The organism is Leptotrichia sp. oral taxon 218, from assembly GCF_018128225.1.
Classification (GTDB): Bacteria; Fusobacteriota; Fusobacteriia; order Fusobacteriales; family Leptotrichiaceae; genus Leptotrichia.
Genome location: NZ_CP072377.1, coordinates 976,430 through 989,771 on the forward strand (window position 1 = coordinate 976,430; position 13,342 = coordinate 989,771).

At 27.1% G+C, this 13,342-nt stretch carries 12 protein-coding genes; 1 reads left to right on the forward strand and 11 read right to left on the reverse strand.

The genetic code is table 11. The features are described from left to right. Nucleotides 1-109: 109 nt before the first annotated feature. The 4 genes from J5A73_RS04565 to J5A73_RS04580 form a co-directional block, all read right to left on the reverse strand. Entirely contained in the window at nucleotides 110-1,759 is a 1,650-nt protein-coding gene (locus J5A73_RS04565) for an AAA family ATPase (RefSeq protein ID WP_211617039.1), read from the reverse strand. A gap of 67 nt (nucleotides 1,760-1,826) precedes the next feature. Further along, nucleotides 1,827-4,145, reverse strand: coding sequence for a phospholipase D-like domain-containing protein (locus J5A73_RS04570; RefSeq protein ID WP_211617041.1), 2,319 nt, complete (start codon nucleotides 4,143-4,145; stop codon nucleotides 1,827-1,829). A gap of 40 nt (nucleotides 4,146-4,185) precedes the next feature. Then, nucleotides 4,186-4,872, reverse strand: a complete 687-nt coding sequence (locus J5A73_RS04575; RefSeq protein WP_211617043.1) for a DNA alkylation repair protein — start codon at nucleotides 4,870-4,872, stop codon at nucleotides 4,186-4,188. Nucleotides 4,873-4,896: 24 nt separating this feature from the next. After that, a complete protein-coding gene (locus J5A73_RS04580; protein WP_211617045.1) occupies nucleotides 4,897-5,607 on the reverse strand; it encodes a hypothetical protein in 711 nt (236 codons plus the stop codon). 282 nt (nucleotides 5,608-5,889) lie between these two features. On the opposite strand from J5A73_RS04580, the gene J5A73_RS04585 reads away from it, so the two are divergent. Then, nucleotides 5,890-6,558: an MIP/aquaporin family protein gene (locus J5A73_RS04585; protein WP_211617047.1), complete on the forward strand. Its 669-nt coding sequence runs from the start codon at nucleotides 5,890-5,892 to the stop codon at nucleotides 6,556-6,558. 236 nt (nucleotides 6,559-6,794) lie between these two features. On the opposite strand, the gene hisB is transcribed toward J5A73_RS04585, so the two are convergent. From hisB to J5A73_RS04620, 7 genes are all read right to left on the reverse strand, one after another. Beyond that, nucleotides 6,795-7,385 (reverse strand): imidazoleglycerol-phosphate dehydratase HisB, encoded by a 591-nt coding sequence (gene hisB / locus J5A73_RS04590; protein ID WP_211617049.1) that lies wholly within the window; start codon nucleotides 7,383-7,385, stop codon nucleotides 6,795-6,797. A 295-nt stretch (nucleotides 7,386-7,680) separates the two neighbouring features. Continuing rightward, nucleotides 7,681-7,884, reverse strand: a complete 204-nt coding sequence (locus tag J5A73_RS04595) for a hypothetical protein (RefSeq protein ID WP_211617051.1) — start codon at nucleotides 7,882-7,884, stop codon at nucleotides 7,681-7,683. Nucleotides 7,885-7,991: 107 nt separating this feature from the next. Then, nucleotides 7,992-9,065: a histidinol-phosphate transaminase gene (gene hisC / locus J5A73_RS04600; RefSeq protein ID WP_211617053.1), complete on the reverse strand. Its 1,074-nt coding sequence runs from the start codon at nucleotides 9,063-9,065 to the stop codon at nucleotides 7,992-7,994. Nucleotides 9,066-9,129: 64 nt separating this feature from the next. Next, nucleotides 9,130-9,858, reverse strand: coding sequence for a hypothetical protein (locus tag J5A73_RS04605; RefSeq protein ID WP_211617055.1), 729 nt, complete (start codon nucleotides 9,856-9,858; stop codon nucleotides 9,130-9,132). 178 nt (nucleotides 9,859-10,036) lie between these two features. Further along, nucleotides 10,037-11,317 (reverse strand): histidinol dehydrogenase, encoded by a 1,281-nt coding sequence (hisD, locus tag J5A73_RS04610; RefSeq protein ID WP_211617057.1) that lies wholly within the window; start codon nucleotides 11,315-11,317, stop codon nucleotides 10,037-10,039. 43 nt (nucleotides 11,318-11,360) lie between these two features. Further along, nucleotides 11,361-12,014: an ATP phosphoribosyltransferase gene (gene hisG / locus J5A73_RS04615; RefSeq protein WP_211617059.1), complete on the reverse strand. Its 654-nt coding sequence runs from the start codon at nucleotides 12,012-12,014 to the stop codon at nucleotides 11,361-11,363. Between the two features lie 24 nt (nucleotides 12,015-12,038). Continuing rightward, nucleotides 12,039-13,169 (reverse strand): ATP phosphoribosyltransferase regulatory subunit, encoded by a 1,131-nt coding sequence (locus tag J5A73_RS04620; RefSeq protein WP_211617061.1) that lies wholly within the window; start codon nucleotides 13,167-13,169, stop codon nucleotides 12,039-12,041. Between the last annotated feature and the right edge of the window lie 173 nt (nucleotides 13,170-13,342).

The following is a 13,342-nucleotide window of genomic DNA, read 5'->3' on the forward strand; positions in this document are numbered from 1 at the left end:
TTTTTCATAAATAAAAAGGCCCCATTTTTTATGAGACCTTTTTTGCTCCCCTGCCAAGGAACATAATTTTACATTATTTTTTATACAATGTCAACTATTCAAAAAAATTTTAGTTTTTCACAACTTTATATTTCACTTTAACTCTTTTTCCAAAAAATGCCATTCCAATATGTACAATTTCTTTTACTCCACATTCCTTTAATAAAACAGGATATTTTTTATTTTCAATTTGACTTAATGCTTCTTCTGCTCTTTCTTCAAGCTCTTCTTCAGTTTTAGCCACTTTAAACTCAAATATATATCCAACATCTCTTTTATTTATTGGATTTAAAGCTAAATCATTTCTTCCATAGCCAGTTTCATTATTTGATAAAACTGTATACTCATTATCAAGATACAACATCATTCCTAAAATAAAAGTATGATACGGTTTTTCTGTTTTAGAAGTATCGTGATAACTCATTGACACTAAAAATATTTCATTTAAAAGTTCTTCAAATCTGTCAAACTCAAAGTTTTTAAATGCTTTTATCATTTCTCTAAATCTGCTAAAACCTCCTAAATTTTGGACAAACATATCTTTAAAAAATGTTTTAACTTCATAATTTGGCAATTTTAAAGCATATTCATTCATAGCAATTTTTTCTTCAACAGTCAAATACCCTCCAAAAAGTAATAACTGCCAAACTTCTTGTGGATCTTTCAATCTATCCATATTCGATGAAGCCATTACCATTTGCTCTGTTGTCCCATTGTTGAATAAATCTTTTAATTCATCAAATAGATCTTTATCAGCATTTTCTATTGCTGAATGAATAAGCCTGTTATCTGATGTATTTATCCAATAAACGTTTATTTCTTTTTCATCGAGATAGTTAATTATACTCCACGGATTATAAATTTGAATATTCCCAAACTTATAGCCGTTATACCATTTTCTCACTTTTTCAATGTTTTGCTCTAATCCATAATATTCCAAGGCATTTTTCACTTCTGTTTCAATCAATCCAAAACTTTCTGAATATTTATTATTCAAAACTGTATAAGTTTTCAAATTATTCAATCCAGAAAAAATCCCTTCCTTTGCTACCCTAAGTATTCCAGTCACAACTGCAAATTGTAAATATTCATTATCTTTCAATGTATTTGAATAAAAACTTTTAAAAAATCTTCGTGACTTTTCATAATATCCTTCGTTCCAAGCACTTGTCATTGGAGTGTCATACTCATCTATTAAAATTATAACTTTTTTTCCGTAATATTCATATAAATATCTTGATAAATTCTTTAATGAATTTTCCCAATCTGCATTATTTTTTTTGAGCCATATATTTTCAAATTCAACTAAATCTCTTTTTTTTAAATTGCTAGAAATATATTCAAAATTATCGTACAAATTAGAAATGAGATTCTTAATATTAAAAAAACTATCCTCCCAATTTTCTGCCTCGGCATTTCTCAGACTTATAAGAATTACAGGATTTTTTCCTTGATTTTCCATATACTCACTTTTTGAAATATACAAATTATCAAATAATTTTCTATTTTCCTCTGCATTTCTAACATCAAAAAAATACTTTAACATAGACAAATTTAAAGTTTTTCCAAATCTTCTGGGCCTTGTAAAAAGTTTAACTTTTGATAAATCTTCCAACAAATCTTCTATGAACTTTGTTTTATCGACATAATATCCGTTTTCTTGTATAATTTCCTTAAAATCAGAATTTCCAATTGCTAGCCCTTTTTTCTTTTTTTTCATAATTAATCCCTACTTTCCCTTTAATTACTTAAATTATATCAAAAAAAATCTGACATTACAATGAAAATCAATTCTCACTTTTCTTTTTCTTAAAAAAATCCAGAATCGTCTTCTTATGTTCCAGTTCCTTTGGTAAAGGAACTCCTATCCAATCATGAAATTCCTTTATCTTAATTTCAATAATATCCGAAGAATTATTATCATTTTTACATTTTTGTGATAATGCATTTAAATATTTTGTTGACGGAAGAATTTTTGTACCAAATCTGTTGCTTTGTCCTTCTTCGCTATCTAAACTTTTTAATTTGAATAAATATACACCTTTTTCTTTTTGTATTTTAAAATCTTGATGATTGTATTCGTATAATTTTCTCCATAAAGACTGATTATTTTCTACAGTGTCATCATATCTAGTTTCAGGAAACCAAGCAGGAATTTCAATTTGAGCAATTTCAAAATATTCCTTAAAAATTTCACGAGACCAATAAAGGAAATCTATCAATCCTGTAGAAGAGTGTAGAGAATAATTTTTCCAGCTTAAATTATCATCTGTCAACTTTTCTGCAAATCGAATAACAAAATCTTGGAAAAGAGTATCATTAATAATTTCAAACACTTCTGTATACGCTTTTACAGATTTTTTCTTAAGTTCTGTATCAAACACTTTATCATTTTTCACATAGTATGATCTTCTTTGTGCCCGTTGTGGCAACGAATATTCCAAAGCATTTGTTGTCCCAATAAAACAAGGTGTAAAATCAAAATTTGAAGTAGAAAGATTTGAAACATTTACAATCAGGTTGTTTCCTCTATCTTTGTTTGAAAAAAATTCTTCATCAATTTCATCAATTAAAATTGGAGCTAAATTATTTTCATTCATCCATAGTTGAATTTGTGTTATCGTATCTGCTTTTTTTGTTCTTCCAGTCGGAATAATGTTATTGTACAAAATAGGCTTTGATTTAGAAAGGCCCAGCATTTTTTGTAAAATCTGCAATAAGTTACTTTTTCCTGAACCAGCAGTTCCTCCAATAAATAGAAATTGTGGAACATCTAATTTTTCCGAATCAGATTCCAGTTTGAACCTAATATCCTGAAGAAAAGGCGAAGTGAACGCATACAAAATTATCTCAACAATTCTTGAGCCATAATTATCGTTATAGTCAATTACATACTTTCTATAGTTCTCAATCAATTTCACAATACTTTCAATAGAAGTTTTTATTTCTTCTTTCCCAGCTTTTTGCCCAAATGGTTTCGTGTTTCCATTTTCTTCAATATATAATCCCGAACGCCCAAATCCACGATCAGTATCTTTTGAAAATAATAATTCTCTTTCAGGAGTCGCTTGATTTAATTTTGGAGCAATTTTAATTTCCAATTTAGGTTTTATCTTTTTCGCAAATGTTTCAGGCGCCACAACCATACTTTCTTTCTTTTTAGCCTGTCGTGAAATGGTATTAATCGACAATTCATAAGCAAATTTTTCAACTTCAAGTTCCTCTTTTTTCTCATTCTCAATTATTTTCTGTTTCTCATCAATCGTTTTAATTTCCTCAATTATTGGTAAAGCAACACTGTCTTCTTCCTTAACAATCACATCATTAAATTCTTTAACAATATCTTTCGAAATATCTATTTGCAATTTGGAATTTTCATCTTGTGTAAATCTCACAGAAAATTTCTCTTCCTTTTTTTCATCATTATTCTCATCTAAAACTTTAATTTTACTTTTCGCCTTTTTTCTTATAGCTTTAGTAATAAAATTAGTACAAGTTAAAGTAATTTCATTAAAATATTCTTCAAACTGACTAAATAATGGGGAATTATCAAAAATGACAATGTTTTCAAATTGGTTCCTTTTGTTTGAAAAAGCCTGGAATGAAAGATTAGCCGATCCAAAAATCAATCTCGTCTCCGAATCATTTTTCAAAAGATAAAATTTACTATGAATTGTCGAACTTATTGGCACTCTCAATTTCCACTTTTCTTCCACAATATTTTCCTGATTCTCTCTTGAAAGATTCTCAAAAAAATGAATCTGTTTCTTTTTAATAATCGCCTTTTGACTCTCAATCAAATTCTTGGTTTCATTTTCCAAAGCCTTCAATCCTCTAACTTGGACATCTACATCTTGTATCCCGATAACCAAATCAACACTTTTAAACGGAGTTAGGTATTTATTCAAAAAACTTTCATCAGCTGAAAATGTGACAGCCTTTATCTCATAAAATCTGTTGCTATCAAAAATCTCTTCAATTTCTAAATCAACTCTCTCACCATTTAAAATAGTAAAAAGTGTATTTTTAACTTTTATAGCTTCAGTTTTTTCAATATTTTCATTTTCAAATAAAGTTAAAGATTCAGATTCTAACTCTTTTTCCATTTTTTCTCCTTTCCATATTATGTAATTAATATTTATTAAATTAGTTTTCTTTCCATCTCTTCAATTTTTTCAAATACCCCTTCTTCTCCATCGAAATCCTCAAACTTTCTCGAGCCTTCTGTATCGTCTTATTATGTACCCAAACATCCAATCTATTATTTTCTAAATAAATCACCGCATAATCCCACTGTTTCGCAAGTGCTGTCGCAAAAAACCAAGCAATTACCATTTTCACATAATACTCTTCAGAATGAATATTCGCCACCATTTCCAAATATTCCTTTTTAAAGTCTTTATCCAAAAAATGCGTCATCAACATTTCTACACCAAACCTACAAGTATAAGTTTTATCCGATTGAGACCATTCCTTTATTTTTTCAATCAGTTCTTTTTTATTCTTTTTAAAAATCTTCGGAGAAATCGTATCACAAACCGCCCAATTATCAACAAATGGCAAAAAACTATCAAGCGATTCAATACAGTTCTCAAAATTTTTGCTCTCTGAAATAATTGCTCCATGCAACAAATTCTCATCGTAATATTTATGTGGCAACTCCTTCAAAAAATCTTCATCTTCATTATTCTTTACCAATTTTTTAGCCAATTTTCTAATTTCAGGAATTCTTACTCCAATAATTGTATTTTCCGATATGTTTGGTGTCAATTTACTTAAAAATCTCATATATTCTTTATCTTGAAGTGCAAATAGTTCTTTTTGTATTTTCATTTAAATCTCATCCCTTTTAAATTTTTATTTAGTATCAAATATCTCCTTTCCTAAATTATCAAAAACTTCATTAATATTGGCGTTTTTCAATTCTAATTGCCATTTTCCATTAACTTTATTTACTTTAACATCTATATTTTCTTCTTCACAACTAGACTTCTTAACGAATTCTTTTATATCATCTTCTAAATATTTATAGAATGCATCGAGTTTATTTTTATCAATTTTTCTTAAATCATTGGATTCTTCTTCAGAAATTCCAGATTTTCTAATACTGTTATCAAAAAATTTACCAAAATTAAAGGTAGAATCTATATTTTTTGTTTTAATCAAAATTTTAACTTTTGCATCATTTTTTCCAGAAAAAGAAATTGATTTTATGTCAGTTTCAAAAATATCTTTTGTTATTAGGGTATTATTAATAATATTAGATATATTTCTCATAAATTCTTTAAATGATTGTCTCTGATTTTGAGGAACTTCTTTCATTGATTCATTGATTAAATTATCCATATATTGTTTGTTAAACTCTCTTACTTTTACTAATATTTTTTTCTGAAACGCATCATTAACTTTTTCGAAAAGATCTCTATTGACAATATTTTCAATTTCTTTACTTTCTTGATCAATTTCACTCTGCGAAAATTTAACTCCATTTTTTACATTAATCTTATAGTTTCCTTGTGCCATTCCCAATGTTCCTAAAATAAATAACCCTAATAATATCTTTTTCATTTTTTCTCTTCCCTCTTCTTTCTTTCTTTCTTTCTTTCTGTTTATTTTTATTTTATTTTTTAATTTTTTAATTTTTTACTTTTTATAATTTTAATTATAAATATTATAATCTTTTTTTTTATTGTTTTCAAGATAACCTCTTAAAAAAGTAATTTTTATTTAAAATATTATTCAAAAAATTAAAAATATTAAGTATATTATAATAAAAAAATAACTAAAATAAAATTTTATAAGAGTAAAATAATAAATAAACTAAAAAAATAGAAAAGAAGGGAATTTAAAATGAAAAAGTATGTAGCAGAATTTATCGGTACAGCTGTTCTAGTTCTATTTGGTTGTGGAACTGCAGCAGTTTTAGGTACAAAAGGTAACGAAGTGAATGTCGCTTACTTGGCAACAGCTTTTGCTTTTGGACTATCAATTGTAGCGATGGCCTACTCAATTGGAAATATTTCAGGATGTCATATCAATCCTGCAGTTTCAGTTGGAGTTTTATTATCAGGAAGAATGAGTTTAAAAGACTTTGTTGGATATGTTGTCGCTCAATTTTTGGGTGGAATATTTGGAGCACTAGTTTTAATGTCATTAATTGGAAAAGAACATGGGTTAGGAGCAAATGGACTTTTTGAGAAAAGTATTGGAAAATCAATGCTAATCGAAATCATTTTAACATTTGTGTTTGTAATCGCAATTTTAGGAGTCACTTCAAAAGTTTCAAACGGAGCAGTTGCGGGATTAGTAATCGGTTTGTCATTAACTTTAATTCACATTTTTGGAATTCACTTTACAGGAACATCTGTAAATCCGGCAAGAAGTTTTGGACCAGCACTATTTATGGGTGGAGATGCATTATCATCAGTTTGGGTGTTTATTGTTGCACCTTTAATTGGTGGAACTTTGGCTGCTATTTGTTATAATATATTGTCAGCTGGAATTGAAGAAGAAGAATAAAAAAATTGAGTGCCACTGTGGCACTCAAAAGAACATTTCTACTTGTTAGAAAATTATTTAAAACTGTTAATAATTTTTATAATTTTAAAGTATAATAGAATGCAGAATGGTAGTTTTTATCATTCTGTTTTTTTTAGATTATTTAGGTTCTTTTCTTCTATAATCATCAACTGGATTACCGTACAGAAAATAAAATTATTTTTATAAATATATTAAAAAATATAATTTTAAAGAAATTAAATCAATACTCCTTTAGTTGACGGAATTTCATTCCTATATTTTTCATCAATACTCACAGCTTCTGCCAAGGCCCTAGCAACTCCTTTAAAAATTGACTCAATTATATGATGCGAATTCGTTCCTGCCATATTCTTTATATGCAATGTCGCATTTAAATGTCGTGTAAATCCAATAAAAAACTCTTCCACCAATTCTGTATCAAAAGTTCCAACTTTCTCAGTCGGAATATTTACATCAAAATTCAAAAAATATCTTCCACTTAAATCAACTGCAACCAATGTTAATGACTCATCCATTGGCAAAAGAAAGTTCCCATATCTCTTAACTCCTTTTAGATCTCCCAAAGCCTCATAAAAACATTTCCCAAGTGCAATCCCAATATCCTCCGTACTGTGATGATCATCAACTTGTGTATCTCCGTCACAATAAACCTTCAAGTCAAATCTCCCATGTTTTGCAAACAAATCAAGCATGTGATCCAAAAATCCCACTCCCGTATTATTTTCATATTTCCCAGTTCCATCGACATTTAATTTAACTTTTATTTTAGTTTCAAATGTATTTCTTTCAATTTTAGATTTTCTCATTGTTTTATTCTTCCTTTCTTTTCTTTTCTCTTGTTTTTTTATTTTTTCTTTAATTTTTTAAATTCTTTAACAATATTTAGCAAGAAGTCTCCTTCTTCTATAAGTGGGAGTAGTTCACTAACTATAAACAGTATATTCTATTTTTAAAATTTTTTCAAGTTTTTTAACTTTCTGTGCTTTAATTAAAAAAAAAAAGGAGAAATAACTATCTCCTCTTAAAATTTAAAACAAGTAACTTATTATACTTTTTATATTTGTGTATTATAAGTTACTGTAAATTTTGCCAAAATAAAAATTATTTATCTTGTTTGCACCAACTTTTATTTTCGTAGTCAACTACACAAGTAATATTTTTATTTTTTTTACCGCTGTTTTCCATTTCTTCTCTTGTCTGATACCCTTGTTGTTTAAAATTTGCAGTTGTATGAGTACTTGCACATCCTTGCATCATACCAAGAACTCCTAAAACTAAAACTGAATTTAAAGCTATTTTTTTCATATTAATCACTCCTATTTTATTGTCGTTTAATTATATCATAATTAACAAAAAATTTCATTAAAAAATTTTTTAAAAATAATAAATTTTATTAATTTTATATTTTTATTTTACAACAATTTCTCTAATTTTTCAATAAAAATTTCCATTTCTTCATCAGTCCCAATCGTAACCCTCAAATAGTTATCAATCCTGTCTTTCGCAAAATATCTAACCAAAATTCCATTATCTTTTAGCTGTTTATACAAATCTCCTGCAAAAACTTTATTATGAGAAATAAAAATAAAATTAGCACTTGAATTTAGCACTTTAAATTCCAATTCTTTCAATTTTTTTACAGTTTTTTCCCGTGTTTCAATAATTTTAGCATTAATTTTTACAAAATAATCATCATCTTTAAATGATTCAATCCCAGCTTCAATTGAAATTCTGTCAATTGTATACGAATTAAATGAAAATTTTAGCCTATTAAGTCCTTCTATTATATTTTCCGAACCAATCGCATATCCCAAACGCATTCCCGCAAACGAACGAGATTTTGAAAATGTCTGCACAACGAGAACATTATCATATTTGTTCACCAATTTCACAGCACTTTCTGCTCCAAAATCAATATAAGCCTCATCCACAACGACAAGTTGGTTAGGATTTTTTTTCACAATTTCTTCAACTTCTTCTAATTTTAATGCAATCGAAGTCGGTGCATTTGGATTTGTAATAATTATATGTCCATCAACTCCAAAATATTTATCAATTTCAATTTCAAAATTTTTGTTTAACGGAATTTTTACTTCTTTTAAATCAAATAAATCTGCATAAACAGGGTAAAAGCTGTAAGTTATATCAGGATAATAAACTTTATCACCCTTGTTAAAAAATGTCATAAAAATAAGTGCTAATACTTCATCCGAACCATTTCCCACAAAAATTTGCTCTTTTGTAATTCTTTCATCAATTTTTTGCGAAAAATATTCAGCAATCACTTTTCTAAGTTCTGAAACATCTGGGTCTGGATAAAGTTTCAAATCTTCCAAATTCATAGACTTTATTTTTTCTATAACTTTTTTTGACGGTGAATAAGGATTTTCATTTGTATTAAGTTTAATATATTTCTTGTCTTTCGGCTGCTCTCCAGGAACATAAGGTTCTATTTCCTTTATTTTATCATTCCAAAATTTGCTCATTTTACAATTTCTCCCTCTTTATTTTTTTCTTTACTTTATCTATTATTTCAGATAAATTTCCTTATTAATCGTCAATGTCATTTTTCATACTTTCAAAACTATCTTCCAAATTTTTTAATGTCTCATTTATCAAATCATTATAATCAAAATCTACTTGCCATTTTCCATTGACTTTTTCAATTTCCATTTCTGTAATATCTTCATTATAATCAATTTTTTTTATTTCTTCTTTTACTCTATCTTCAAAATATTTATAAAATTTATCAAGTTTTACTTTACTAATTTTTTCAAAATGTTCAGTATCTTTATCTGTAATTCCAGATTTTTTAAATGCTTCATCAATAATTTTGTCAGAGTCAAGATCATCCATGTCTTTATATTTAGCCAATATGCTAATTTTAGCTTTATTTTTACTCAAAAATGAAATTTCCTTGATAGAAATATCCATTTTATCAAGTTCACCAAAAACATTTTGTTTCATAATTTCACTAAGTCTTCTTAAAAATTCTTTAAATGACTGTTGTTGATTTTTTGGAGCGTTTTTTACCATGTTATCCATTAAACCATCCATATATTCATCATAAAGCTTTTTTGACTTTTCTATTATAACTAGTTTTCCTTCGTTGTTATATCTTGAAATAATCTTATCATTAATAATTTTATCAATCTCTTTGCTATCTCTATCCGCTTCACTTTGAGAAATTTTAACTCCATTTTTCACATAAACTTCATAATTTTGCTGAGCCATTCCAAGTGTTCCTAAAATAAACAGTCCCAAAAATATTTTTTTCATTTTTTAAATTTTTCCTTTCTAATCTAATCTAATCTCTAATCTCTAATTTCTAACTTATCTAATCTAATACAATTTAATTCAATATAATATAATTTATTTTTAAATTATCGATTATTACTAATACTTTATTTAAATTTAGATAATAAATTATATAATTATTTATTTTTTATAATTAATTTTATTTCTCAAATCTTTTAGAAACTGAACGAGCATGAGCTGTAAGTCCTTCACTTTCAGCAAATTTTATAACTTTATCTTTCACTTCTTCAAGACCTTTTTTTGAATAATAAATGAATGAAGATTTTTTTATAAAGTCATCAACTGATAATGGCGATGAAAATTTAGCTGTTCCACTTGTCGGAAGTGTATGATTAGGTCCTGCCAAATAATCTCCCAGTGGTTCAGGCGTGTTATGTCCCATAAATATTGAACCTGCATTTTTTACTCTTGTTAAAAGTTCAAAAGGATTAGAAACCGCTAGTTCTAAATGTTCTGGAGCAATTTCGTTACTTATTTTTATCGCTTCATCAATCGTTTTCGTAACAATAATTCTACCTTGAGTTTCAATCGAAACTCTTGCAATCTCTTCCCTTTCCAACTCTTTCAGCTGAATTTCCAATTGTTCTATAACATTTTTAGCAAGTTCCTTTGAAGTTGTAACCAAAATACTAGCTGCTAATTTGTCGTGCTCTGCTTGAGAAAGTAAATCTGCTGCTACATGAACTGGATTTGCACTGTCATCGGCAATTATTAAAACTTCACTTGGTCCTGCAATCATATCAATCGAAACTTCTCCATAAACCATCTTTTTAGCCATTGCAACATAAATATTTCCAGGTCCTACAATTTTATATACTTTTGGAATGCTTTCTGTTCCATAACTAAGTGCAGCAATTGATTGTGCTCCACCAACTTTAAAAATTCTGTCAACTCCAGCGATTTTCGCAGCAACTAAAAGCGATGGTAAAATTGTTCCATCTGAAGTTGGCGGTGTGACCATTATAATTTCCTTACAACCTGCAATTTTTGCTGGAACGGCATTCATCAAAACAGTCGATGGATAAGCGGCAGTTCCACCAGGTACATAAAGTCCAACTTTTTCAATTGGATTAATAATTTGACCTAAACTTACGCCATTTTCTTTTTTTACAATAAAATTATTTCTAACTTGTTTTTCGTGAAATAATTTAATATTATCATGCGAATATTTAATAACTTCCAAAAGTTCTTTATCAATTGTATCAAACGCTTTTTGAATTTCTTCTTCGGAAACTTCCAATGTTTTTAGATCTACTTTATCAAATTTTTTTGTATATTCAAAAAGGGCCTTGTCACCTCGTTTTTTTACATCTTTTAAAATATTTTCCACAGTTTCATTTACATCGTCATAAGAAAACTGGCTTCTAGCAAGTTCTTTTTCCAAATTCAAATTTTCTGAATATTCAATCGTCTTTATCATTTTTATCACTCCATCAAAATTTATTTTTTATAAAATTTTTTTATTATTTTTTATTTTCTGTTTTATCTGTTTTTTCTTTATCTATTTTATTTTTTATTTTTTTCACAATATTTTCAATTTTATCGTGATTAAATCTATAACTTGATTTATTCGCAATAAGCCTTGCACTTATATCACCAATAAAATTCAATACTTTCAAATGATTTTCCCTCAAAGTCGTTCCAGTTTCCACGATATCGACAATCACATCAGAAAGTTCCAAAATCGGTGCAATTTCAATTGAACCATTTAATTTAATCAATTCCACATCTCTATTAATTGAATCAAAATATCTTTTTGAAACATTAAAATATTTCGTTGCAACAACCAAAGGTCTGTCAAAATTTTCTTTAAAATTAACAGGTCCTGCAATTCCAAATTTACATTTTCCAAATCCTAAATCCAAAAGTTCATACACATCTGGATTATCTTCCAGCAAAATGTCCTTCCCAACAACTCCAATATCAGCGCTCCCCTTTTCCACATAAACCGCTACATCTGACGGTTTTACCAAAAGAAATCTGATTTTTTTGTCAGAATTTTCAAAAATCAATTTTCTGTTGTCACTTTTTATTTCATCACAATCGTACCCAATGCTTTCAAACAATTCATAAACTTTATTCCCAAGTCTTCCTTTAGGAAGTGCTATATTTAACATAATTTTACACCTTTCCATCAAAAATTATATTTCAATTTTCAATTCGCCATTCTCAAAAATATATTTCTTATCATAATTAAAAGTTTCAAAGTCACAGCCATCACAAGCAATATTTTGAGTTCTAACTCTATTCCCATCTTTTACCAAATTATCAACAATCTCAGCCAATTTTTCAAAATTACTTTCATCATACAAAAGTAAAATATCAAAATCTTTCTGATTTTCATTTTTATAAAATTCATTAAGATTATCCGTAACAACCGCAAATCCAATCGCTCCAGTATCAACTCCAAATTTTTCAAACAATTTATCATATCTTCCACCACTTAACACAGCATTTGGAATTTTATCAATAAATCCTTGCATAACAAGTCCGTTATAATATTTCAAATTTTTTATAATCGAAAAATCAAAAAGGACTTTTTTCTTATCATAAAATTTAATAATTAAATCATACAAATTTTTAAGTTCTGATAAAATTTTCACAATTTCAGGATTCAACTCATATTTAGAAAGTTTTTTTTCAATTTCTTCTATATTTCCTGACAAATTTGGTAATTCATAAATAAGATTTTTTAATTCAGCTGAAATATTTTTATTTTTTTCAAGAATTATTTTTATATCATGAGAATTTTTATTATTAATATATTCAAAAATTTTTTCTTTTATTTCATATTCAAGTTCCACATTTTCAAAAATTGAAGAAATAAATCCAGCGTGAGATAAAACAAGCATATTTTTTTTACTCATAATCTCCAAACTTTTTAGTGCAAGACTCACAATTTCAAAATTCAAAAATAGTGTTTCTTTTCCGATAAGCTCAACTCCCAATTGTTCTTTTTCATTGTAACCTGCATATTTAGAAGTTGTATAAATATTTTCCTGATAATAAACTTTATCGTATTTTGAAGTCTTTTCTTTTGAAATTTTTTTTGCAATTGAAAGCGTAATATCAGGTCTAAGTGCAAGTAAGTCTCCGCTCGGATTCATAATCGTAAGTATATTTCCCAAAATAAAATCTTTATTTTCATTATACAGTTCATATTCTTCAAAACTTGGCAATGAAATTTTTTTGTAACCATAAGAATCATATAATTTTCGCAAATTTAAAAGAACTATATTTTTTTTACTCATATTACTAATATATTTTTTCATTTATTTATATTCTCTGCATGATAATTAAATTTATCACACATACTCCTTTCTTTTGTTTTCTTTTCCTTTCTTGTTTTCTTCTTTTTTTTTTTTCTCTTATCTTCTTATCTTTTTTTTTTTATTTTAAATTATTTAAAGTTATTTAAAATTATTTAGCATAAAAAAAAAATTAA

Excerpts from the sequence above, each read along its gene's own strand:
- J5A73_RS04565 (WP_211617039.1), bottom strand. The coding sequence starts at position 1,759 with ATGAAAAAAAAGAAAAAAGGGCTAGCAATTGGAAATTCTGATTTTAAG.
- J5A73_RS04570 (WP_211617041.1), bottom strand. The coding sequence starts at position 4,145 with ATGGAAAAAGAGTTAGAATCTGAATCTTTAACTTTATTTGAAAATGAA.
- J5A73_RS04575 (WP_211617043.1), bottom strand. The coding sequence starts at position 4,872 with ATGAAAATACAAAAAGAACTATTTGCACTTCAAGATAAAGAATATATG.
- J5A73_RS04580 (WP_211617045.1), bottom strand. The coding sequence starts at position 5,607 with ATGAAAAAGATATTATTAGGGTTATTTATTTTAGGAACATTGGGAATG.
- J5A73_RS04585 (WP_211617047.1), top strand. The coding sequence starts at position 5,890 with ATGAAAAAGTATGTAGCAGAATTTATCGGTACAGCTGTTCTAGTTCTA.
- hisB (WP_211617049.1), bottom strand. The coding sequence starts at position 7,385 with ATGAGAAAATCTAAAATTGAAAGAAATACATTTGAAACTAAAATAAAA.
- J5A73_RS04595 (WP_211617051.1), bottom strand. The coding sequence starts at position 7,884 with ATGAAAAAAATAGCTTTAAATTCAGTTTTAGTTTTAGGAGTTCTTGGT.
- hisC (WP_211617053.1), bottom strand. The coding sequence starts at position 9,065 with ATGAGCAAATTTTGGAATGATAAAATAAAGGAAATAGAACCTTATGTT.
- J5A73_RS04605 (WP_211617055.1), bottom strand. The coding sequence starts at position 9,858 with ATGAAAAAAATATTTTTGGGACTGTTTATTTTAGGAACACTTGGAATG.
- hisD (WP_211617057.1), bottom strand. The coding sequence starts at position 11,317 with ATGATAAAGACGATTGAATATTCAGAAAATTTGAATTTGGAAAAAGAA.
- hisG (WP_211617059.1), bottom strand. The coding sequence starts at position 12,014 with ATGTTAAATATAGCACTTCCTAAAGGAAGACTTGGGAATAAAGTTTAT.
- J5A73_RS04620 (WP_211617061.1), bottom strand. The coding sequence starts at position 13,169 with ATGAAAAAATATATTAGTAATATGAGTAAAAAAAATATAGTTCTTTTA.